Annotated in this window: 21 protein-coding genes; 13 read left to right on the forward strand and 8 right to left on the reverse strand. The window is 67.3% G+C overall.

Annotation, left to right across the window (positions count from 1 at the left end):
• The first annotated feature begins 68 nt into the window (after positions 1 to 68).
• From AAHB16_RS20540 to AAHB16_RS20550, 3 genes are read left to right on the forward strand one after another with little or no spacing between them, the layout of a single operon-like run.
• Entirely contained in the window at positions 69 to 983 is a 915-nt protein-coding gene (locus AAHB16_RS20540) for a biotin--[acetyl-CoA-carboxylase] ligase (protein WP_342051853.1), read from the forward strand.
• On the forward strand, positions 980 to 1,804 hold the full coding sequence (locus AAHB16_RS20545; protein ID WP_342051854.1) for a type III pantothenate kinase: 825 nt from the start codon (positions 980 to 982) through the stop codon (positions 1,802 to 1,804). The genes AAHB16_RS20540 and AAHB16_RS20545 overlap by 4 nt, the downstream gene beginning before the upstream one ends.
• 44 nt (positions 1,805 to 1,848) lie before the next feature.
• Positions 1,849 to 2,595 (forward strand): SPOR domain-containing protein, encoded by a 747-nt coding sequence (locus AAHB16_RS20550; protein WP_342051855.1) that lies wholly within the window; start codon positions 1,849 to 1,851, stop codon positions 2,593 to 2,595.
• On the opposite strand, the gene rfaE2 is transcribed toward AAHB16_RS20550, so the two are convergent.
• From rfaE2 to AAHB16_RS20580, 6 genes are all read right to left on the reverse strand, one after another.
• The gene (gene rfaE2 / locus AAHB16_RS20555) at positions 2,596 to 3,090 is read right to left on the reverse strand and encodes a D-glycero-beta-D-manno-heptose 1-phosphate adenylyltransferase (RefSeq protein ID WP_342051856.1); all 495 of its coding nucleotides are present in this window, start codon (positions 3,088 to 3,090) and stop codon (positions 2,596 to 2,598) included.
• Positions 3,087 to 3,926, reverse strand: coding sequence for a ferritin-like domain-containing protein (locus tag AAHB16_RS20560; RefSeq protein ID WP_150373169.1), 840 nt, complete (start codon positions 3,924 to 3,926; stop codon positions 3,087 to 3,089). Before AAHB16_RS20560 ends, rfaE2 begins: the two co-directional genes overlap by 4 nt.
• 168 nt (positions 3,927 to 4,094) lie before the next feature.
• On the reverse strand, positions 4,095 to 5,297 hold the full coding sequence (locus tag AAHB16_RS20565) for a patatin-like phospholipase family protein (protein ID WP_150373918.1): 1,203 nt from the start codon (positions 5,295 to 5,297) through the stop codon (positions 4,095 to 4,097).
• 74 nt (positions 5,298 to 5,371) lie between these two features.
• Positions 5,372 to 6,526 carry a PhaM family polyhydroxyalkanoate granule multifunctional regulatory protein gene (locus tag AAHB16_RS32800; RefSeq protein WP_446718119.1) on the reverse strand — a complete coding sequence of 385 codons (1,155 nt, stop codon included), beginning with the start codon at positions 6,524 to 6,526 and terminating at the stop codon, positions 5,372 to 5,374.
• A gap of 52 nt (positions 6,527 to 6,578) precedes the next feature.
• Positions 6,579 to 7,403: an enoyl-CoA hydratase/isomerase family protein gene (locus tag AAHB16_RS20575; protein WP_342051857.1), complete on the reverse strand. Its 825-nt coding sequence runs from the start codon at positions 7,401 to 7,403 to the stop codon at positions 6,579 to 6,581.
• 46 nt (positions 7,404 to 7,449) lie between these two features.
• Positions 7,450 to 8,430 carry a fumarylacetoacetate hydrolase family protein gene (locus tag AAHB16_RS20580; protein ID WP_150373166.1) on the reverse strand — a complete coding sequence of 327 codons (981 nt, stop codon included), beginning with the start codon at positions 8,428 to 8,430 and terminating at the stop codon, positions 7,450 to 7,452.
• A gap of 107 nt (positions 8,431 to 8,537) precedes the next feature.
• On the opposite strand from AAHB16_RS20580, the gene AAHB16_RS20585 reads away from it, so the two are divergent.
• The 4 genes from AAHB16_RS20585 (at position 8,538) to AAHB16_RS20600 (ending at position 11,951) form a co-directional block, all read left to right on the forward strand.
• A complete protein-coding gene (locus AAHB16_RS20585) occupies positions 8,538 to 9,374 on the forward strand; it encodes an IclR family transcriptional regulator (protein ID WP_342051858.1) in 837 nt (278 codons plus the stop codon).
• A complete protein-coding gene (locus AAHB16_RS20590; RefSeq protein ID WP_342051859.1) occupies positions 9,325 to 10,476 on the forward strand; it encodes a DUF3108 domain-containing protein in 1,152 nt (383 codons plus the stop codon). Before AAHB16_RS20585 ends, AAHB16_RS20590 begins: the two co-directional genes overlap by 50 nt.
• Before the next feature lie 94 nt (positions 10,477 to 10,570).
• A complete protein-coding gene (locus AAHB16_RS20595) occupies positions 10,571 to 11,461 on the forward strand; it encodes an alpha/beta fold hydrolase (protein ID WP_342051860.1) in 891 nt (296 codons plus the stop codon).
• 232 nt (positions 11,462 to 11,693) lie between these two features.
• Positions 11,694 to 11,951: a BTH_I0359 family protein gene (locus AAHB16_RS20600; RefSeq protein WP_150373160.1), complete on the forward strand. Its 258-nt coding sequence runs from the start codon at positions 11,694 to 11,696 to the stop codon at positions 11,949 to 11,951.
• Positions 11,952 to 11,999: 48 nt separating this feature from the next.
• Here AAHB16_RS20600 and AAHB16_RS20605 read toward each other — a convergent pair whose 3' ends face one another.
• Entirely contained in the window at positions 12,000 to 12,392 is a 393-nt protein-coding gene (locus AAHB16_RS20605) for a rhodanese-like domain-containing protein (RefSeq protein ID WP_150373158.1), read from the reverse strand.
• 130 nt (positions 12,393 to 12,522) lie between these two features.
• On the opposite strand from AAHB16_RS20605, the gene AAHB16_RS20610 reads away from it, so the two are divergent.
• The 5 genes from AAHB16_RS20610 to AAHB16_RS20630 all read left to right on the forward strand — a co-directional run bounded on the left by AAHB16_RS20610 (position 12,523) and on the right by AAHB16_RS20630 (position 18,302).
• Positions 12,523 to 13,599 carry a homocysteine S-methyltransferase family protein gene (locus AAHB16_RS20610; RefSeq protein WP_150373156.1) on the forward strand — a complete coding sequence of 359 codons (1,077 nt, stop codon included), beginning with the start codon at positions 12,523 to 12,525 and terminating at the stop codon, positions 13,597 to 13,599.
• Complete coding sequence (metH, locus tag AAHB16_RS20615; RefSeq protein WP_263364724.1) at positions 13,547 to 16,396, forward strand: methionine synthase; 2,850 nt, start codon at positions 13,547 to 13,549, stop codon at positions 16,394 to 16,396. The genes AAHB16_RS20610 and metH overlap by 53 nt, the downstream gene beginning before the upstream one ends.
• 201 nt (positions 16,397 to 16,597) lie before the next feature.
• Positions 16,598 to 16,966 carry a hypothetical protein gene (locus AAHB16_RS20620; RefSeq protein WP_150373153.1) on the forward strand — a complete coding sequence of 123 codons (369 nt, stop codon included), beginning with the start codon at positions 16,598 to 16,600 and terminating at the stop codon, positions 16,964 to 16,966.
• A 233-nt stretch (positions 16,967 to 17,199) separates the two neighbouring features.
• Positions 17,200 to 17,832 carry a response regulator gene (locus AAHB16_RS20625; RefSeq protein WP_109582374.1) on the forward strand — a complete coding sequence of 211 codons (633 nt, stop codon included), beginning with the start codon at positions 17,200 to 17,202 and terminating at the stop codon, positions 17,830 to 17,832.
• 62 nt (positions 17,833 to 17,894) lie between these two features.
• Entirely contained in the window at positions 17,895 to 18,302 is a 408-nt protein-coding gene (locus AAHB16_RS20630) for a response regulator (protein WP_342051861.1), read from the forward strand.
• A 14-nt stretch (positions 18,303 to 18,316) separates the two neighbouring features.
• Here AAHB16_RS20630 and AAHB16_RS20635 read toward each other — a convergent pair whose 3' ends face one another.
• Positions 18,317 to 19,708, reverse strand: coding sequence for a CHASE3 domain-containing protein (locus AAHB16_RS20635; protein WP_150373151.1), 1,392 nt, complete (start codon positions 19,706 to 19,708; stop codon positions 18,317 to 18,319).
• Between the two features lie 262 nt (positions 19,709 to 19,970).
• Between AAHB16_RS20635 and AAHB16_RS20640 the strand changes: the two genes are divergently transcribed.
• Positions 19,971 to 20,135: a DUF1328 domain-containing protein gene (locus AAHB16_RS20640; RefSeq protein ID WP_109582372.1), complete on the forward strand. Its 165-nt coding sequence runs from the start codon at positions 19,971 to 19,973 to the stop codon at positions 20,133 to 20,135.
• Positions 20,136 to 20,204 lie beyond the last annotated feature (69 nt).

A 20,204-nucleotide genomic window follows, 5' to 3' on the forward strand; every position in this document is an offset into this window, starting at 1 on the left:
ACAATGCACGCTCCCCGGTCCCGGGGGCTCGTTCCAGCATAGAGGCGTCATCGCCCACGTCAGCCGTCATGTCCGACCTGCTTCATTCGTCCGCATCCCCCCGTTCCTCCGTGCGTGCCGCCGCTGGCGCGCAGGCATGGCGCATCGACGCGGCCGCGCTGCGCGCGGCGCTCGCCGGCCCCGCGCGCGACTGGGTCGTGGAGACGGTCGAGGAAACGGGCTCCACCAATGCGGACCTCGTGCATGCCTGCCGCATGGCCGACTGGCCCGCCGACGAGGACGCGGCCGCCGTGCAGGTCCGCCATACCTACCTCCAGACCGCCGGCCGCGGCCGGCAGGGGCGGCCATGGAAACAGGGACAGGCCGGGCTCACCTTTTCGGTGGCGCTGCCGCTGCCGCTCGCCCCGGCACGCCTGGCGGGGCTGAGCCTTGCCGTCGGGCTGGCCGTGGCCGAGGGGATCGAAGACGTCCGCGAGCGGGCCCATGCCGAGGCCGGCTCCCCGGGCGTGCGCCTGAAATGGCCGAACGACCTGCAGGTGGAGGGTCGCAAGCTCGGCGGCATCCTGATCGAAACGGTACCGGCGGGCCCGGGCCGCGTCTGGGCCGTGGTGGGCATTGGCCTCAACCTCGTGCGCGACGCCGATGCGGAGGCCGCGCTGGGCCGCGCGCTGGCGGGCGTGGCCGAGGTGGTGCGGGGCTTCGATGTCCACCGCGACGCCACGCCCGTGTTCGCGGCCGTGCTCAACCGTCTTGCCGCCATGCGAGAGGTGTTCGTGGCCGAGGGCCTGGCACCGATGACCGCGCGCTGGTCCGCGCGCGACGCGTTTCGCGACGAGCCCGTGCGGCTGTTGCAGGACGGGAACCTGATTGCCGAAGGCCTCGCGCGCGGCGTCGACGACGAGGGCCATCTGCTGCTCGAGACCGACGCGGGCCTGCAGCGCGTGACGAGCGGCGAGGTGTCGCTGCGCGGAGCCGAAGCATGAGCGCGCTGCTGATCGATATCGGCAACACCCGGCTCAAGTGGGCGTGGTGCACGGCGCTCGAAGCCGATCCGTCGGTGGCCCAGCCGTGGCAGTTCGACGGCGCCATCGCGCACGGCGCCGCGCAGGAGGCCAACGACTTCGGACAGACCGTCGAGGCATGGCGCGCGCTGGCCGCGGCGGGCGCGCAGGTGCCGGCCGTCTGGATTGCCAACGTGGCGGGCGAGGGCGCGGCCGCGCGCGCCACCGCGCTGGTCACGCAGGCGTTTGGCGCCGCGGCCCCGCTGGAATGGGTACGCACGACGGCCGCCTATGGCGACCTCGTCAATGGTTACCGCGAGCCCACGCAGCTTGGCGTGGACCGCTGGGTTGGCGCCATCGGCGCCCATCGCCGGTATCCCGGTGAAACGCTGCTGCTCGTCACCGCGGGCACCGCGACCACGCTCGATATCGTCACCGCCAACGCAGCGCCCGCCGGCGCGCGGTTCGAGGGCGGCCTGATCCTGCCCGGCCTCGCCCTGATGCTTGGCTCGCTCGCGCGCAACACGGCCCAGCTGCCCTCGCTCGACGGCGTGGATGCCGCCGCCGCGGGCCATATGGCGTTGGGTGCCGACAACACTCACGACGCCATCGCGGCAGGCTGCCTGGCCGCCCAGACCGGCGCCATCGCCCAGACGTGGCGTGCGCTCGCGGCCCGCGGCCCCGTGCGCTGCGTGCTGTCGGGCGGCGCGCGCCATGCGCTCGCCGGTGCACTCGCGATGCCGTGCGAGTTGCACGATAATCTGGTGTTGCTTGGGCTGCACGCGATGGCGCTGCGTGCCTGACGCCTTCGTCACCATCACCGTCTCTACCATTATTCGCCGCCTCGATGCCGAACAAGGGCCTGACCGTCTCGCTGCTGATCCTGCTGGTCCTCAACGCGCTGCTGCTCGCCGCCGCGTCGGGCGCGTTCGGCCCCGAACCGCTGGCCGGCTGGATGGAGAGCCCGCGCGAGCCCCAGCGCCTGGACCAGCAGGTGCGCAGGGAGCGGATGGAGGTGGTGCCGGCCAGCGAGCCCGCCGCAAAGTCGGGGAGTAACGGCGCCGGCACGACGCGCGGCAGCCTCGGTGTTGCCGGTGTTGCCGCGACGCGCCTCGTCGCGGCCGCAACGGGCGTCTGTCTGGAGATGGGCGGCTTCACCGCCACGGGGGCGCGCCGCGCGACGGAAGCGCTGGGCGGCGAGGTGGCCGTGGAGGCGTTCGAGCGCGAGCAGCAGGTCCGCTGGTGGGTCCACCTGCCCGCGCAACCCACGCGCGAGAACGCGGACCGCAAGCTCGCCGAACTGCGCCGCCGCAACGTGACCGATGTGGCGGTGGTCAGCACTGGCGCGCCGGACACGCAGCAGTCGTTCACGGTCTCGCTCGGGCTGTTCCACGAGCGCGAACGGGCCGAGCGGTATCTGGAGATGCTGCGGGGTCAGGGGGTGCGCACCGCGTTGATCAGCGATGCGCCGCGCGCGGTGTCGCGCCAGTGGCTGCGTGTGCGCCGCGTGGATGACACGCTGCGCGCGCGGCTCGAGGAAGTCAGGCAGCGCCTCGGCGCGGAAGACCTGCAGGCCTGCGCGCTGGCGAGCTGATCAGCGCTGCTGCCGGACCTTGGTCAGCAGCTTGGTGGTGGAGCGGTCGTGGAGGAAGTCGATCGCGTACGCCTGTCCGCCCCAGCTGCGCACGAGCCGTGTTTCTTCGAGCGTATCGATATCGTAGTCGCCGCCCTTGACGTAGATGTCGGGGCGCACGAGCCGGATCAGTTCGACCGGCGTCTGCTCGCGAAACATCGCGACCAGATCGACCGAGCCCAGCGCCGCGATCAGCGCCATGCGATCGTCCTGCTGATTGAGCGGCCGGTCGTCGCCCTTGCCGAGCATCTTCACCGACGCATCGCTGTTCACCCCCACCACGAGGCTGGCGCCCATCTCGCGCGCCTGCGCGAGGTAGGTCGCGTGGCCGCGATGGAGGATGTCGAACACGCCGTTCGTGAAGACGAGCGGCCGCGGCAGCGTGGCAACCGCGGCTTGCAGCGCGGCCACATCGTCCACGGGGACGACCTTGGATTCGAAGGCGGGAGCGGTCATGCGCCCTGCAGGCTGGCGTTCAGTTCCTTGCGGTACCGGTTCAGGTCCTGCACCGAGTCGAACGTGCGTTCGAACAGCAGCGACATGTTGTGCAGGATGCGTTCGATGACCTTCTTTTCCCAGCCTTCGTCGAAGCGGATCTGTTCGTCGAGCCAGTGCTCGAGCCAGTCCGGGTCCGGCAGGCGGGACTGCACGGTGTCGTTCGGGAACAACGCCTTGTTCACGTGCAGGTTCGTCGGGTGCAGCGGCTTTTCGGTACGGCGCGCCGACGCCATCAGCACACCGATCTTGGCGAATGCCGCGCGCGCGGAGTCGCCGAACTGCGCGAGGTACTTCTTCATGTAGCGCAGGTACGCGCCGCCATGGCGGGCCTCGTCCTGCGACAGCGTGCGGTAGATGTGCTTGATCACGGGCTCCGAGTGCCATTCGGCGGCCCGGCGGTACCAGTGGTTCAGGCGGATCTCGCCGCAGAAATGCAGCATCAGCGTTTCCAGCGGCGGCGCCGGGTCGAACTCGAAGCGCACGGCGTGGAGTTCTTCCTCGGTCGGCACGAGGTCCGGGCGGAAGCGGCGCAGGTACTCCATGAGCACGAGCGAATGCTTCTGTTCCTCGAAGAACCAGATGCTCATGAATGCCGAAAAGTCCGAATCGTGCCGGTTGTCACGCAGGAACATCTCGGTAGCCGGCAGTGCCGACCATTCCGTGATGGCGTTCATGCGAATGGTCTTGGCCTGGTCGTCGGTCAGCAGATTGGCGTCGAAGTCATCCCATGGGATGTCCTTGTCCATGTGCCAGCGGACCGATTCCAGCGATTTGAACAGTTCGGGGTAGAGCATGGTAAGCCTTTGAAATTACGGGCGGATTCTACCAGATGGGAATCATTCTCGAATCTTTTCTCTAATTCCTTTTTAGCTGTAAAGCTATGGATTGCAACTGCGATTTCCAGCGTTCGCCTGTTTGACCTGACAGAAATGCCAAAGGCAATGTGCAAAGTGGCGAAAGTGCTATGCCGGCTGTGATGCCTCGGGCTGTCGGGCCGGCGGCTGCTGCCCAAACGCCTGTTTGTCCGCCGGCACCACGCCGTAGAGGAACGCCGCGATCTCGTCGGCCTGGGCGTCCGCATCGCGCTCGCCGAGCGCGAGCAGCGCCTGCGTGAAGGCCGGTTCGAACAGCAGATAGCTCGCGAATGCCGCCCCGCGCGCCTCGGTGCCGCCCAGCGGCGCGATCAGCGCGCGCACGGTGCGCGGCAGGCGTTCGATATGCCGGGCCGCGATGTTCTCGATGGGTTCGCTCGGCGAGATCGTCATGACCTCCACGGGGCGCCAGCCCTCCGCGTCGCCCGCCACCTCGGGCATGCGCGCGAGCAGCCGGTTGATATGCAGCAGCCGCTCGAGGTCCGCCTGCAGGCCATCGAGGAAGATGCTCGCCAGCGCCTGGCCGCCCACCTGCGCCAGCGACGGATAGCCGCCCGCGGGCACCGTGTCGAACCAGCCCGCGCGCTGCCGCGAGGCCGCGCCGATGGCGAGGATGCGCGACGCGCCCAGATGGATGGCCGGCGACAGCGGCGACATCTGCCGCATCGTGCCGTCGCCGAACCATTCGTGATGGCCTTCGATCTCGAGCGGAATCGACGGGAACAGAAACGGGATGGACGACGACGCGAGCAGATGGTCCACGCCGATACGCGCTTCCACGGCCACGCGCTGGCTCCGATGCCAGGGGTGGATGCGCCGGTGCGACTGGTAGAACGTGACATGGCGCCCGGTCGAGTACGAGAGCGCCGTGACCGCGAACGCGTTGAGCACGCCGGCATCGAGGCTGGCCTGCACGCGGTCGCCATCGAACAGCTCGCTCAGCATGCCGCCCAGCGGCGTGTTGTCGAGCAGGGCGCGCGGCGCCTGGCGCGTGGCCCAGCCGAATGCAAGCGACGAGAGCCAGCGCGCGCCGGACGCGCCCACGCGCAGCACGTCGGTCCGGTAGACGTCGTCGGCGTGGATGCTGTGCCAGAGCGCGGCCAGGCTGTTGGTGGCCGCCTGGAAGTCGGCGGCACCGATCGCGAGCCCCGCGCCATTGACCGCGCCGGCCGACGTGCCCGCGATGATGCCGAACGGCAACGGCCCGTGGGACAGGCCATGGCGTTCGGCGATGCGCGCGATGCCGGCGAGCACGCCGGCCTGGTACGCGGCGCGGGCGCCGCCGCCCATCATGATCAGCGCGGTCTGCTGGCGCCGCGTGGTGGCGGATGCCGCCGGGGGCGGGACGGGAAGGCTTGCCGGAGCGGTCACGCGTTATCGTCCGTGTCGGGCGGCTCCGGGGCGTTGGCGGGCGCCTGTCTGGCAGCGGCCTGCCTTGTGGTCGCTTGCCTTGTCGTGGGTGGCTTTACCGCGGCCTTGTTCGCGGTCCTGCTTGTGGCCGTGGCTTGAGTCGTGGGCTTCTTCGGGGTCGCGTTCGGGGTCGCCTTCGTGTCGGCCTTCATGTCGGCCTTCATGTCGGCCTTCGTGTTGGCCTTCGCGGCAGGCTTCTTTGCAGTCGCCTTCTTTGCAGCAGCCTTCTTTGCCGCGGCCTTCTTTGCGGCCGCTTGCTTTGTGGCCGGCTTTCTTGCGGACGCCGTCCTTGTCGTCGGCTGCTTCGCCGCAGTCTTCTTCGCCGGCGTCGCGGCCTGCGCGGAGGGCCACGCGCCAGGCCCCGCCGCCGCTGTACCCGTACCCGTCGCCGGCGCGGCGGCGTTCATGCCGCCGAGATTGCCGAACGGCACCATGCTCGCCGCGGCCGCGCTGCTCGCGATCTGGTTGAACTGCTGCTGCAGCAGATTCCACCAGAGCGCCGCGTTCGGCGGCAGTTCGGTGCCGCTGTCCGTTGCGCTATCGGTCGCACCTTCGGTCGCGCTATCGGTTGCGCTATCGGTCGCACCCTCGACGGGCCCATCGTCGGGCAGGGCCTCGGTGTTTTCGTCGTCGCCCGCCCCATCCTCCCCGTCTTCCGCATCGGCAGCGTTGAGGTCGGGCGGGTACTCGATGTCGTCGTCCTCTTCCTCTTCCTCATCATCGACGCTCTCGGGCTCCGGCGCGCGCGTGGGCATCGTGAACGGATGATGATGGGGCGTCGCGCTCGGCGCGTTGGCCGCGCGCGCCACGTTCTCCATCGCGCTCTGCATCGCATCGGGCGAGAGCGCCTTGCCGAAGGTCTGCAGCGCGACCAGCGTCGCGCGCTGGACCTCCAGGCCCTGGATCGTGGTGCGCAGCAGATTGACGTTGAGCTGCAGCCAGCTCTCGACGGCCTTGAGGTCGTGGATGCGCTTGTCGACCTCGTCGAGGTCCATCGGCGGCGTCATCGCCTGCAGGCCCGGCATCAGGCCGTTGGGCATGCCGCTGCCCGCGCCCCATAGGTTGCGCAGGAACTCGAAGCCGTTCGTGAAATCGGGAATCTGTCCAAACATGGTCACGCACTCCCTCAAGGCAGGTTGATGACGGGATGAAAGACGGTCGGGGTTACCTGAATTCGGGTGGACGCTTCTGCCGCAGGCTCGCCACACCCTCGTGGACGTCGGGCCCGGAGAACCCCATGAACTCGAGCGCCAGCGAGGTATCGAACGCGGGACCCGCCATGCGCAGCCAGTTGTTGAGCGCGTACTTGGTCCAGCGAATCGCGGTCTGCGAGCCCGCCGCGAGGCGTTCGGCCACCTCGAAGGCCTTGGCCACCAGCGCATCCTCGTCCACCACCAGCGATACCAGGCCGATCCGCTCGGCTTCCTCGCCCGTGACCGACTCGCACAGCATCAGATAGTACTTGGCCTTGGCCATTCCGCACAGCAGGGGCCAGACGATCGCCGCATGGTCGCCGGCCGCCACGCCGAGCCGCGTGTGACCATCGACGATGCGCGCGCCGCGCGCGGCAATGGAGATATCGGCGAGCAGTCCGGCCACGAGCCCGGCACCCACGGCGGGGCCGTGCATGGCCGACACCACGGGCTTGTCGCAATTGATGAGGTTGTAGACGAGGTCGCGCGCTTCCTGCCACACACGCGTGCGCGTGCCGAAGTCGTTGGCCATCTCCTCGACGAGGGCGAGGTCGCCGCCCGCGGAGAACCCCTTGCCTTCGCCGCGGATCAGCGCCACGCGGATATCGGGGTCCGCCGACACATCGCGCCAGATCTCGGCGAGTTCGCGATGCATGGTCGCGTCGGCCGTGGCGAGCTTGCCGTTGGCCGACTGCCCGGCCCCCATCACGATCTCGAGGATCGGTCCGTGCCGGCGCAGCGTGAGCGCGCGGTAGCGTTCGAAGCGTGGGGAAAGCGCCTGTTGTGCTGCGTCCATCGTTGTCTCCGGTATCGTTATCCCTCTGCGATGGACAGTGTCGTGCCTAGCGTTGCGACACCGCCTGATCGATTGCGCCAAAGATCGAGTGGCCCTGCGCGTCGAACATCTCGATGCGCACCGCGTCGCCAAACTTCATGAACTCGGTCACGGGCTTGCCGCCTTCGATCGTCTCGATCATGCGCTGCTCGGCGATGCACGCATAGCCCTTGCTGCGATCGACGTTCGAGATCGTGCCCGATCCCACGATCGAACCCGCGCGCACGTTGCGCGTCTTGCAGATATGCGCGATGAGCTGGCCGAAGTCGAACACCATGTCCGTGCCGCACTCGGGCGCGCCCACCTTCCTGCTGTTCCAGTGCACGATCATCGGCCGGTGCACGCGGCGCTCGCGCCAGGCGTCGCCCAGTTCGTCGGGCGTGACCGCCACCGGCGAGAACGCCGTGGCCGGCTTGCTCTGGAAGAAACCGAAGCCCTTGCCGAGCTCGGCGGGAATCAGGTTGCGCAGCGACACGTCGTTGGCCAGCATCACGAGGCGGATCGCCTCGGCGGCCACTTCCGGCGTCGAGCCCATGCGCACGTCGCCGGTGATCACGGCCACCTCGGCTTCGAAGTCGATGCCCCACGCTTCGTTCGGACACACGATATCGTCCTGCGGACCGATAAAGTCGTCGGAGCCGCCCTGGTACATCAGCGGGTCGGTCCAGAACTCGGCCGGCATCTCGGCACCGCGCGCCTTGCGCACGAGTTCGACGTGGTTCACGTAGGCCGACCCGTCGGCCCATTGATAGGCGCGCGGCAGCGGTGCCATGCAGTCCTTCGGCGCGAACGGGAACGGATGCCGCGCGCGGCCCGCGTTCAGCGCTTCGTAGAGGTCCTGCAGCTGCGGCGAGTAGAAGGTCCAGTCGTCGAGCGCGGTCTGCAGCGTGCTGGCGATGGCCGTGGCGAAGTGCGCGGTCTTGAGGTCGCGGGAGACGACCACGAGCTGGCCGTCGCGGGAGCCGTCCTTGAGGGTGGCGAGTTTCATGCGATTATCGATGGCATTGCGGGATGTGCCGTAGTGTAACGGAGCGCCCGGCGCCCGCCGGTTAGAATCGCCGACTTCAACCCTCACCGCTCACGCATCGCCGCGCCATGACCGAAGAACCGGACACCGACGAATCGAAATCGCGCGCCGGCATCCAGTCCATCGAGGTCGGATTCCGCCTGCTGCAGGTACTTGCCGCCGCCCCGCGCGCGATGATGCTGCGGGACCTCGCCGCCGCCGCCGACATGCCGCCGGCCAAGGCGCATCGCTACCTCGTCAGCTTCCAGCGGCTCGGCACCGTGGTGCAGGACCCGGTCAGCGGCCGCTACGACCTCGGACCGTTCGCGCTGCAGCTGGGGCTTGCCGGCCTCAACCGGCTGGACCCGCTGCGCAAGGCGCGCCCCCTGCTGTCGCAGTTGCGCGACGAGCTCGATCACACGGCGGGCATCGCGGTCTGGGGCAATCAGGGCCCCACCATCGTCTATTGGGAAGCGTCGAGCCATCCGGTCACCGTGAGCCTGCGGCTCGGCGACGTGATGCCGATGCTCAATTCCGCCACGGGGCGTCTCTACGGCGCATACCTGTCGCGCCGGCAGACGCTGCCGATGATCGAGCGCGAACTCGCGCTGCGCGGCGCGTCGGCCGGGCACATGTCGCTGACCGATTACGATGCGATCTGCGCGGAGGTGCGCGCGCAAGGCGCCGCGCGCACGCTGGGTGGCGTGCTGCCGGGCATCAATGCGATCTCGGTACCGGTGTTCGACGCGACGGGACATCTTGCGCTTGCGCTGATCGTGCTCGGCGCGGAAAGCGTATTCGATGCAGAATGGGGCGGTGCGGTCGACCGCCGCGTGCGCGACATCGCCCAACGCATCTCTTCGGAACTTGGCTATCTTGGCGGCACCCCGCCGGCCGACACCGCCGGCCCCTCTCGCACCTGCTGAACGACGCGCGCGCCGCTGGCGCTGGGGCGGTGTCGTCGCCCTCGTGCTCGGCGTCCATGCGCTGCTGCTGCTCGGCCTCGTGCGGCTGCCGTTGCCGCGCGTTCCGGACATGCCGGACATGCCGATGCTGCAGGCCATCCTGCTGCCGCCTCCGCCACCCCCTTCGGTTCCCAGACCTGCCGTGGCACCGCTGCCGCGCGCGCCCGAACACCTCCCCACGCCGGCACCGCCTGCGGCGCAGCCCGAACCCGCGCCTGCGCCGCAGCCCGCCGCGCCGCCGGTGGCCACGGCACCGGCCGGCGACACCGCCGCGGCGACTGGCGCGGGCACCGATGGCGCCGCGCCGGGCGCGGCCGCCGCCGGCGGGCCATCGGAGGCATCCGGCCCCGCATCCGGGGCCACAACCGGTCCCACACCCGGCCCCACACCCGGCCCGCCGGCCCCCGCGTACGCGGCCCCGGCATCGGAGACGCTGCATTACGCGAGCTTCGTCAACGGCGTGCAGAATCCCGACGGCCTGATCCGCTGGGAGCAGGACGGCGCGCATTACCGGCTGGCCGTGGAAACGCGCGTGCTGTGGTTCCGCTTCGCGTTCCAGAGCACGGGCACGTTGACCGAGCGCGGACTTGCGCCGGACCGGTACGAAGAAAACTGGCGCGGCAAGGTGCGCGCGACGCGCATCGATCGCGCGGCCGGCGTGGTCGCATTCGAATCGCGCGGCAACCAGGTCCCGCTGCCGCCCGATATCCAGGACCGCTTCAGCGTATTCCTGCAGATCGTCGGCTGGGTGCGTGGCGACCCGACGCGTTACGCCACCCCGGGTGTGACGGAGACATTCCATCTGGCCGATACGAGCGACGTCGAAGCCATCCAGGTGCAGTACGTCGGCGAGGACGACATCGACGTGGGCAATGGTCAGTTCATTACGCGCGCCAAGCATTTCGTGCGCCTGCCGCGGCGCGCCGACGACAAGCGCCGGGTGGAAATCTGGCTGGCGCCCTCGCTCGGGTGGATGCCGGCGCGGTTGCGACAGACGGAACCCGACGGGACGCAGATCGATCTGGTCTATCGTGGCGTATCGGGCGAGGGCAGCGGACGCTGATTTCGGTGGGCGATTTACAACGTCAGCGTTCCACCGACAAAAAAATACGCCATTGGTGATTGTTCAAACGTTCGTCATCGCCAACCATGAAGGTATGGCCTCGAACAACGACACCCCCAACGGCACGCCCTCCGCGGAAGTGTCCCGGACACCTTCCTCCGAACCCGGCACGCGCCGCGTGCACGTCGGCGATATCGCGCTGCAGGTTCGCGTGGATGGCACCGAGGGACCCTGGGTGGTGGTGGTACACGCGCTGGGCGCGAACCTGACGCTCTGGGACGACACCGCCCGGCACCTGTCGGGGCGGTATCGCGTGCTTCGCGTCGATCTGCGCGGCCACGGTGGCAGCGATGCGCCGGTCGGGGCCTATACGATGACGCGCCTCGCGGACGACATCGCGGGCGCGATGGACGCGCTGGAGATCGCTCAGGCGCACTTTTGCGGCGTGTCGGTAGGCGGCATGGTCGGGCAGACCTTCGCCGTGCGGTACGCCGAGCGCCTGTTGTCGCTGACCCTCGTCGATACCATCAGCCATACGCCGATGACCGCGCATCCGATGTGGTCCAACCGCATCGGCCAGGTGGAAGCGCATGGCATGGCCGGTGTGGCCGAGGCCACGCTCGAGCGATGGCTGACGAAACCGTTCCGGGACGCGCATCCGGAAGTCGTCGAACGCATTCGCGCGATGCTGCTCGGCACGCCCGAGCAGGGCTTCGTCGGCGTGGCGCAGGCCATCATGGCATTCGATCTGGTCAACGCACTGCCACGTATCCACGTTCCCACTCTTGTGGTGGTGGGCGCCGATGACGAAGGGTCGCCGGTGGCGATGGCCGAGTCGATCGCGAAGGCGATACCGGCCGCGCGGCTCGTCGTGTTGCCGGACGCCGCCCACCTCGCTTTCATCGAGCAACCGCAGCGGTTCCACGAAGCGTTCGACGCGTTCCTGGGCCATGCGGCATGCGGAGGCCAGTGTGATATTCCGTAACGCGGTTGAGTGTGTTGAAACACACTGATGCGCAATGCTCAAGAAACTTGCGCGCGATGCCGATGCCCAATGTATGTAGAGGGAAAAGAAGAGGGGTTGGGAAGAGTTCGAAGCGCGCCCAGACGCCAGGCACTTGATTCACGGGCGACTACCCTCACCTTGGAGGTGAAATCGCGGTTCTTGCGCCGTCTATCGGTGCGATAGCCGCCAACCAATGCCAGGAGGTAGTGCGATGCAAATGATCTACAACAGCGACAATTACTGCATTGTCGAGTTTGGAGCAGACGTCGAGCATGCGCCCCTAGCCTCGGGCGGCTTCGAGATTGTGGACAAGAACCTGAAACGCGAGATTTTCCTCGGCGGCCAGATGGCCGAGACCTTCCGCGCGGACGTGAAACGTCTGATTGAGAGTGAGCCTTCCGTGGAAGAGGTCGACGATTTTCTCGGCAAGTTCGATACGGTGATGAACAACCCGCTGGTCATGCACTGACGCTTGATGAGCGGAAAAAAAACGCCCGCGCAAGCGGGCGTTTTTCATTCAGTACTGCTCCCACGGCAGCCCGTCGTGCCGCCAGCCATTGACCGTATTGCGATGGCGATCGGTATCGAGGTCGCCCTCGAACCCGTGCTGGACATAGTAGACCGTGACGAAGCCCGCGCCTTCGAGCGCGCGCGCCGCGGCGGTGGAGCGGTTGCCGCTGCGGCAGATCAGCAGCACGGGCCGCGCCGAGACATGGCCCGCGAGCTTCTTCACGTTCTGCACGAAATGCGGGTTGACCTCCCAGTCGGGGCCGTCGTTCCACGGTACGTTGTGGGCGCCCTTGGGATGGCCGACAAACAGGTATTCCATCTCGCTGCGGCAGTCGATGAACAGCGCGTCGGGCTCGCGGTCGAGCAGTTGTCTGGCGTCGTTGGGAATCAGCGGTTGCATGCGGAAAAGCGACAGGCGGCGGATAGAGCTCCCAGTGTAGTGCCGGCGCCCCGCGGTCCGCAACCGCAAACCATTGACGCAACTGGTAAAATCGCGGTCTTGCCGCATCGAACCGAACCGAACTCCCATCATGAGTGCCGACACCCAAGCCATCCGTCCCGACGCGCGCCCGGACGCCCGCCCCTATACGCGCGGCGCCCGTCTGCCGCAACTGCTGCGCGAGCGCATCCTGATTCTCGATGGCGCGATGGGTACCATGATCCAGCGCTACAAGCTCTCGGAGGCCGATTACCGCGGCACGCGCTTCGTCGACCACCATATCGACGTCAAGGGCAATAACGAGCTGCTGCTGCTCTCGCGCCCGCAGGTCATCAGCGAGATCCACGAGCAGTATCTCGCCGCCGGTGCCGACATCATCGAGACCAACACCTTCGGCGCGACGCGCGTGGCGCAGGAAGACTACAAGATGGCGGACCTCGCGTACGAGATGAACGTCGAGGCCGCGCGCCTGGCGCGCGCCGCGTGCGACAAGTATTCCACGCCGGACAAGCCGCGCTTTGTCGCGGGCGCGTTCGGCCCCACGCCGAAGACCGCGAGCATCTCGCCCGACGTCAACGACCCGGGCGCGCGCAACGTCGATTTCGAGGAACTGCGCGCGTCGTACTACGAGCAGGGCAAGGCGCTGCTCGAAGGCGGCGCCGACGTGTTCCTGGTCGAGACGATCTTCGACACGCTGAACGCCAAGGCCGCGCTGTTCGCGATCGACCAGCTGTTCGAGGATACCGGCGAACGGGTACCCGTGATGATCTCGGGCACCGTGACCGATGCCTCGGGCCGCATCCTGTCCGGGCAGACCGTGGAAGCGTTCTGGAACAGCCTGCGCCATGCGCGGCCCGTGACGTTCGGCCTGAACTGCGCGCTGGGCGCCACGCTGATGCGCCCGTATGTCGCGGAGCTGGCCAAGGTCTGCGACGTGCCCATCTCGTGCTACCCGAACGCGGGCCTCCCCAACCCGATGAGCGACACGGGCTTCGACGAAACGCCGGAGGTCACGTCGTCGCTGGTCGAAGAGTTCGCGGCCTCGGGCCTCGTGAACCTGGTGGGCGGATGCTGCGGCACCACGCCCGAGCATATCGCCGCCATCGCGAAGCGCGTTGCCGACAAGGCCCCGCGCGCGTGGCCCGGCCACTATCGCGACGCCGCCTGATTCCGCCAGACACGTCTTCAACGCAGCGCCCCTAACAAAAGCATTCGCCATGAGCCAGCAAAACCTGCCCCCGCGCCCGATGCGCCTGTCCGGCCTCGAGCCGTTCTCGATCGACGACGGCACCCTGTTCGTCAACGTCGGCGAGCGGACCAACGTCACGGGGTCCAAGGCGTTCGCGCGCATGATCCTCGCGGGCCAGTTCGACGAGGCGCTGGCCGTCGCGCGGCAGCAGGTGGAGAACGGCGCGCAGATCATCGACATCAACATGGACGAGGCGATGCTCGACTCGAAGGCCGCGATGGTCAGGTTCCTGAACCTGATCGCGTCGGAGCCCGATATCGCGCGCGTGCCGATCATGATCGACTCGTCGAAGTGGGAAGTGATCGAGGCAGGCCTGCAATGCGTGCAGGGCAAGCCCGTGGTGAACTCGATCTCGCTCAAGGAAGGCGAGGAGCAGTTCCGCCATCACGCGAACCTGATCCGCCGCTATGGCGCGGCGTCCGTGATCATGGCGTTCGACGAGAAGGGCCAGGCCGACACGTTCGCGCGCAAGACCGAGATCTGCAAGCGCAGCTACGATCTGCTCGTCAACGAGATCGGCTTCCCGCCCGAAGACATCATCTTCGATCCGAACATCTTCGCGGTGGCCACCGGGATCGAGGAACACAACAACTACGCGGTGGACTTCATCGAGGCCACGCGCTGGATCAAGCAGAACCTGCCGTACGCGAAGGTGAGCGGCGGCGTGTCGAACGTGTCGTTCTCGTTCCGCGGCAACGACATGGTGCGCGAGGCGATCCACACCGTGTTCCTGTACCACGCGATTGCGGCGGGCATGGACATGGGCATCGTCAACGCGGGCCAGCTCGGCGTGTACGACCAGCTGGACCCCGAACTGCGCGAGCGCGTGGAAGACGTGGTGCTGAACCGCCGCGAGGACGCGACCGACCGCCTGCTCGAGATCGCGGACCGCTTCAAGGGCGGCGCCGCCAAGAAGGAAGAAAACCTCGCGTGGCGCGGTACGCCCGAGGCGCCGGTGTCCGTGGGCGATCGCCTCGCGCACGCGCTCGTGCACGGCATCACGAACTTCATCGTCGAGGACACCGAGGAAGCGCGCGTGATGATCGCCGCGCGCGGCGGCCGCCCGATCGAGGTCATCGAAGGGCCGCTGATGGACGGCATGAACGTCGTCGGCGACCTGTTCGGCGCGGGCAAGATGTTCCTGCCGCAGGTGGTCAAGAGCGCGCGCGTGATGAAGCAGGCCGTGGCGCATCTGCTGCCGTTCATCGAGGAAGAGAAACGTCTGCTGGCCGAGGCCGGCGGCGACGTGCGCGCGCGCGGCAAGATCGTGATCGCCACGGTCAAGGGCGACGTGCACGACATCGGCAAGAACATCGTGTCGGTGGTGCTCCAGTGCAACAACTTCGAGGTGGTCAACATGGGCGTGATGGTCCCGTGCAACGAGATCCTGGCGCGCGCCAAGGTCGAGGGCGCGGACATCGTCGGGCTGTCGGGCCTGATCACGCCGTCGCTCGAGGAAATGGCCTACGTCGCTTCCGAAATGCAGCGCGACGACTATTTCCGCGTGAAGAAGATTCCGCTGCTGATCGGCGGCGCCACGACATCGCGCGTGCACACGGCGGTGAAGATCGCCCCGAACTACGAAGGGCCGGTCGTGTACGTGCCGGACGCCTCGCGTTCGGTGAGCGTGGCCTCGAGCCTGCTGTCCGACGAGGGCGCGGCGAAGTACCTCGACGACCTCAAGAGCGACTACGACCGTATCCGCACGCAGCACGCGGGCCGCAAGGCGACGCCGATGGTCACGCTGGCGCAGGCGCGCGAGAACAAGACGAAGATCGACTGGAGCACGTACGTGCCGCCGAAGCCGAAGTTCATCGGCCGCCGCGTGTTCCGCAACTACGATCTGTCCGAGCTGGCCCGGTTCATCGACTGGGGCCCGTTCTTCCAGACGTGGGACCTTGCCGGCAAATACCCGGACATCCTCAACGACGAGATCGTCGGCGAATCCGCGCGGCGCGTGTTCTCGGACGGCAAGAGCATGCTCGCGCGCCTGATCCAGGGCCGCTGGCTCAGCGCCAATGGCGTGATCGCGCTGCTGCCGGCCAATACGGTCAACGACGACGATATCGAGATCTACACCGACGAGTCGCGCACGAAGGTCGCGCTGACGTGGCACAACCTGCGCCAGCAGAGCGAGCGTCCCGTCGTCGATGGCGTGCGCCGCCCGAACCGTTCGCTCGCGGACTTCATCGCGCCGAAGGAGAGCGGCATCGCCGACTACATCGGGCTGTTCGCGGTGACGGCGGGTCTTGGCGTGGAGAAGAAGGAGGCGCAGTTCGAGGCCGACCACGACGACTACAGCGCCATCATGCTCAAGGCGCTGGCCGATCGTCTGGCCGAGGCGTTCGCCGAATGCCTGCACCAGCGCGTGCGCACGGACCTCTGGGGCTACGACGCGGCCGAATCGCTGAACAACGAGCAGCTGATCGAGGAAGCGTATCGCGGTATCCGTCCGGCGCCGGGCTATCCGGCATGCCCCGAGCATACGGTGAAGGGGCCGATGTTCGCGTACCTCGATGCCGCCGATATCGGCATGGGCATCACCGAATCGCTGGCGATGACGCCGGCCGCCTCGGTGAGCGGCTTCTTCCTCTCGCATCCGGACGCGACGTACTTCAGCGTGGGCAAGATCGGCACCGATCAGCTCGAGGACATGGCCGCGCGCCGCGGCGAAGATCGCGCCACGATGGAACGCGCGCTCGCGCCGAACCTGTAACGGCATGTCAGCGCCCGGTGTGCGCGGCCACGCGTACACCGGGGCAAGCACCGGTTTGCCGCTCACGGCTGCTTACAGGGCATTACAAGTGCTCACAGACGGTGCGGGACGGACTCCATAGACTGAGCCTCAGTTCACGTGACATCGCGTGAATGCCGCGGCGAATGTTTCGCCACGGTGCATCTGAAAGGAGTCTCTCCCATGAAAAAGCTGCTGATCTCCCTGTCCGCTCTCTCGATTGCCGCCGCCTCTTCGCTGGCCATGGCACAAGGTACTGGCGTCTCCACCGGCACGCAGGCCGGCGCCGGCCTGACGGCGCCGGGCGCATCGGCTGGGGCGCAGGTCGGGGGCGGTGCCAGTGCGTCCACCCAGGGCGCGACCGATACCGGCGCTGACGTTAAGGCAGACACCAAGGCAGACACGAAGGCAGAGAGCAAGGCGGGCGCCAAGCACGGCAGGCACGCGAGCAAGGACGCGAAGGGCGCCAAGTCGAAGAAGGGCACCGAGGCCAGCCTCGGCACGAGCGCGGTGACGGGCGGCAGCACGGACGCCGGCAGCAAGATCCAGTAACCGGCGGACCCGCCACCCCTCCAGCAAAGGCGCCTTCGGGCGCCTTTTTTGCGTCCGCCACCGGCCGGCCCGGCCCCTGTCCGGCAACCCCTTACGCCCGCAAGCCGCTGTAAATCCTGCACGTCATGTCAGCCTGACACCGACATCTTTGCGCACGGCGCCGCACTACAATGCATGAAACCGGCCCGTTCCGCCTCGTGCATCCGGGCTGCCCCTTTACCGTGGAGACACCGATGATCCGCGTCTTGATCGCCGATGATCATGAGATCGTGCGCGCGGGTTTGCGCCAGTTCATTTCCGAAGAACCCGACATCAAGGTGACGGGCGAAGCCGCCAGCGGCGATGAAGTGATGGCGCAGTTGCGCGACAGCGAGTTCGACGTGCTCGTGCTCGATATTTCCATGCCGGACCGCAACGGCATCGACGTGCTCAAGCTGATCCGACAGCGTCTGCCCAATCTGCCAGTCCTGATCCTGTCCACCTATCCGGAAGACCAGTACGCGATCAACCTGATCCGTGCCGGCGCTTCGGGCTATCTGACCAAGGAAAGCGCGCCCGACGACCTCGTCAAGGCGATCCGCACCGTGGCGCAGGGCCGCCGGTATGTGAGCGCCACCGTCGCCGACCTGCTGATCGGCGGCCTCGACAAGCCGACCGAGCAGCCGGTGCACCAGACGCTTTCCGAGCGCGAGTTCCAGATTTTCTGCAAGCTCTCGCGCGGGCAGTCCGTATCCGTGATTGCCGATGAACTGTTCCTGAGCGTGAAGACCGTCAGTACTTACCGCTCTCGCATCCTGGAGAAGATGGGCATGAAGACCAATGCCGACCTGACCTATTACGCCATCAAGAACGGCCTGGTCGAGTAAGCCGCGCCAACCTCTATCGCATTCACCCCATCGCCCAGTCAGTTACCGAATCCCACAGCGCCATGCCGGAGCAAGCCGCGGCCTCCTCGCACCGATTGCTGCGAGTCCTCCTGATCGAGGACTCGCCGGTGCTGCGTGGGATGCTGCTCGAGTATCTGAATGCGTTCCCGTTCGTGGAAAGCGTGGACTGGGCCGACACCGAAAGCACGGCCATCCGGCTCGTGAGCGAAGGCAGCTATCACGTCGTGATCTGCGACCTGCAATTGCGCCAGGGCAACGGCATCAACGTGCTGCGTGAAATGCAGAAGACCGGGCTGTCCGGTATCCGCATCGTCTATACGAACCACGCGCAGGTCTCGATGTACCGGCGCCATTGCACCGAGGCCGGTGCCGACTACTTCTTCGACAAGTCGCTCGAGCTGGAACAGGTGTTCCGCGTCATCGAGGACTACGCGACCTCGCCCCAGTGACGGGGCATTGAACCTCAGGCTTCGACTTCCTCTTCCGGCGGCGCGAGTACCGTCGTCGTCAGCGGCACCACCACGCGTACCGTCACGCCCTTGCCTGGCGCGGAGTCGATATGCATCGTGCCGCCGAGCGCGGTCACGCGCTGTTCCATGCCCAGCAGTCCATGATGGCCCGCCGTGCTGCCCGCATCGAAATCGGGCGGCAGGCCGACGCCGTCGTCGCGCACCACGAGCGTGAGTTCCTGCGGTGTGCAGGCGAGGCTGACGGACACGTGATGGGCCTCGGCGTACTTGCTCGCATTGTTGAGCGACTCCTGCACGATACGGTAGAGCGCGATGGCGGCACTGTCGCGCAGCGGCGGCACCGTTTCCGGAAGATCGACCGTGGTCTCCCACTCGTTGCGCGTGCCGACGTCCTCGACGGTCTGCACGATCGCCTCGCGCAGCCCGAGGTTGAGCAGCACCGTGGGGCGCAGGTCCTCGATGAGCCGGCGCTTGATCTGGATACTCTGGTCCACGTGGAGCATCACGCGCGTGATCTTGTCGCGCGCTTCGGGATGGGTCTCCTGCACACGCAGCCGTACCCAGTGCAGATCGAGCTTGATGGCGGTGAGAATCGCGCCGAGCTCGTCGTGCAGCTCGCGCGCCAGGCGCGTCTTCTCGTCCTCGGTCACGCGCTGCAAGTGGGCGGCCAGGGCGGAGAGCTGCCGCGTGCGCGCGCGTACCTTTCGGTCCAGCCGCGCGCTTTCTTCTTCCAGCTGCACGCGCGCGGCTTCCGCCATCGTCATGCGGCGCGAGTGGCCGAGTCCCACCGCGACGAGCAGGAGGATGTTGATCGTGGTCAGCAGGCCGATGCCATAGCGTGAAAGCTGCAGGTCGTGCTCGGCCGCCTCGAGGTTGTGCGTGACGGTACCGGACTCGCGCGCCTGCAGATGTTCGAGCCCGCGCCGCGCGTTCTCCATGGTCTGCTTGCCGTAGTCGGTGCGGATGAGGTCGAGCGCCACGTCAACGTCGCGCTTGCCGTAGACGAGCGTCAGCGCCATCTCGTTGACCTTGCGCGTGACGAACTGCGAGGTCTCGGCGAACAGGCGCAGGCCCTCGGGATCGTCGGCGTAGTGCTGGCGGATCTGACCCATGAGGGTCGTGATGCGCGGTAGCGCCTTGTAGTAGGGGTCGAGGTAGCTTTCCTTGCCGGTCAGCAGAAAGCCGCGCTGGCCGGCTTCCGCATTGACCAGTTCGCCCACGAGCGCGCCGAGGTCGCTCTGCAGCTGCTGCGAGCGCACGGCCTGCGTATAGCCCTCGCGCAGCCTGAGGTTGCCGGTTTCCGAGGCGATGAGGACGGCCAGCGTCAGCACGATGCCGCCGGCCAGCAGCAGCGTGTTTCTGAGAAGTAAGGAGTGCTTGACCATGTCGTTGGGCCTGGGAGACAGAAGATTTGCGCGGCCATGGGATCACATCATGCGCGCGGGGTCAATCGTACCGGCCGCCCCATTTGGCCGCATCCAGCGCGCAGCGTGGCGCGATGTAGGACTCGGCTGACATGTGAATCGGCGCCGTTTCGGTTTTTGGTGGAGGAACCGGCCCCTACGATGAGCCTATGAGCTTGCGCACCGTGGCGCAAGCAGAAGGCGCCGAAAGCCGGTGCACTTCGCTAACCTCGGGAGACCGGCCATGCTGCACTACGCACTCGTCTTTTTCATTGTCGCCCTGATCGCGGCGATCTTCGGCTTCGGCGGTATCGCCGCCGGCGCCGTGGAAATCGCCAAGATCCTGTTCTTCATCTTCCTGGTCGTGGCGCTCGTCACCTTCGTGATGGGCCTGGTGCGACGCCGGTAGTTGAAGCGCAGCGGCACGATGGCCGCCCCCGGGCGGTCATCGTGTTTTGAAGGCGCCCAATCCGTGAAG

Origin of the sequence: Cupriavidus sp. OTU4054, assembly GCF_038440175.1 — a bacterium.
In the GTDB taxonomy this organism is placed as follows: domain Bacteria; phylum Pseudomonadota; class Gammaproteobacteria; order Burkholderiales; family Burkholderiaceae; genus Cupriavidus; species Cupriavidus pauculus_D.

Excerpts from the sequence above, each read along its gene's own strand:
- AAHB16_RS20540 (WP_342051853.1), top strand. The coding sequence starts at position 69 with ATGTCCGACCTGCTTCATTCGTCCGCATCCCCCCGTTCCTCCGTGCGT.
- AAHB16_RS20545 (WP_342051854.1), top strand. The coding sequence starts at position 980 with ATGAGCGCGCTGCTGATCGATATCGGCAACACCCGGCTCAAGTGGGCG.
- AAHB16_RS20550 (WP_342051855.1), top strand. The coding sequence starts at position 1,849 with ATGCCGAACAAGGGCCTGACCGTCTCGCTGCTGATCCTGCTGGTCCTC.
- rfaE2 (WP_342051856.1), bottom strand. The coding sequence starts at position 3,090 with ATGACCGCTCCCGCCTTCGAATCCAAGGTCGTCCCCGTGGACGATGTG.
- AAHB16_RS20560 (WP_150373169.1), bottom strand. The coding sequence starts at position 3,926 with ATGCTCTACCCCGAACTGTTCAAATCGCTGGAATCGGTCCGCTGGCAC.
- AAHB16_RS20565 (WP_150373918.1), bottom strand. The coding sequence starts at position 5,297 with ATGATGGGCGGCGGCGCCCGCGCCGCGTACCAGGCCGGCGTGCTCGCC.
- AAHB16_RS32800 (WP_446718119.1), bottom strand. The coding sequence starts at position 6,526 with ATGTTTGGACAGATTCCCGATTTCACGAACGGCTTCGAGTTCCTGCGC.
- AAHB16_RS20575 (WP_342051857.1), bottom strand. The coding sequence starts at position 7,403 with ATGGACGCAGCACAACAGGCGCTTTCCCCACGCTTCGAACGCTACCGC.
- AAHB16_RS20580 (WP_150373166.1), bottom strand. The coding sequence starts at position 8,430 with ATGAAACTCGCCACCCTCAAGGACGGCTCCCGCGACGGCCAGCTCGTG.
- AAHB16_RS20585 (WP_342051858.1), top strand. The coding sequence starts at position 8,538 with ATGACCGAAGAACCGGACACCGACGAATCGAAATCGCGCGCCGGCATC.
- AAHB16_RS20595 (WP_342051860.1), top strand. The coding sequence starts at position 10,571 with ATGGCCTCGAACAACGACACCCCCAACGGCACGCCCTCCGCGGAAGTG.
- AAHB16_RS20600 (WP_150373160.1), top strand. The coding sequence starts at position 11,694 with ATGCAAATGATCTACAACAGCGACAATTACTGCATTGTCGAGTTTGGA.
- AAHB16_RS20605 (WP_150373158.1), bottom strand. The coding sequence starts at position 12,392 with ATGCAACCGCTGATTCCCAACGACGCCAGACAACTGCTCGACCGCGAG.
- AAHB16_RS20610 (WP_150373156.1), top strand. The coding sequence starts at position 12,523 with ATGAGTGCCGACACCCAAGCCATCCGTCCCGACGCGCGCCCGGACGCC.
- AAHB16_RS20620 (WP_150373153.1), top strand. The coding sequence starts at position 16,598 with ATGAAAAAGCTGCTGATCTCCCTGTCCGCTCTCTCGATTGCCGCCGCC.
- AAHB16_RS20625 (WP_109582374.1), top strand. The coding sequence starts at position 17,200 with ATGATCCGCGTCTTGATCGCCGATGATCATGAGATCGTGCGCGCGGGT.
- AAHB16_RS20630 (WP_342051861.1), top strand. The coding sequence starts at position 17,895 with ATGCCGGAGCAAGCCGCGGCCTCCTCGCACCGATTGCTGCGAGTCCTC.
- AAHB16_RS20635 (WP_150373151.1), bottom strand. The coding sequence starts at position 19,708 with ATGGTCAAGCACTCCTTACTTCTCAGAAACACGCTGCTGCTGGCCGGC.
- AAHB16_RS20640 (WP_109582372.1), top strand. The coding sequence starts at position 19,971 with ATGCTGCACTACGCACTCGTCTTTTTCATTGTCGCCCTGATCGCGGCG.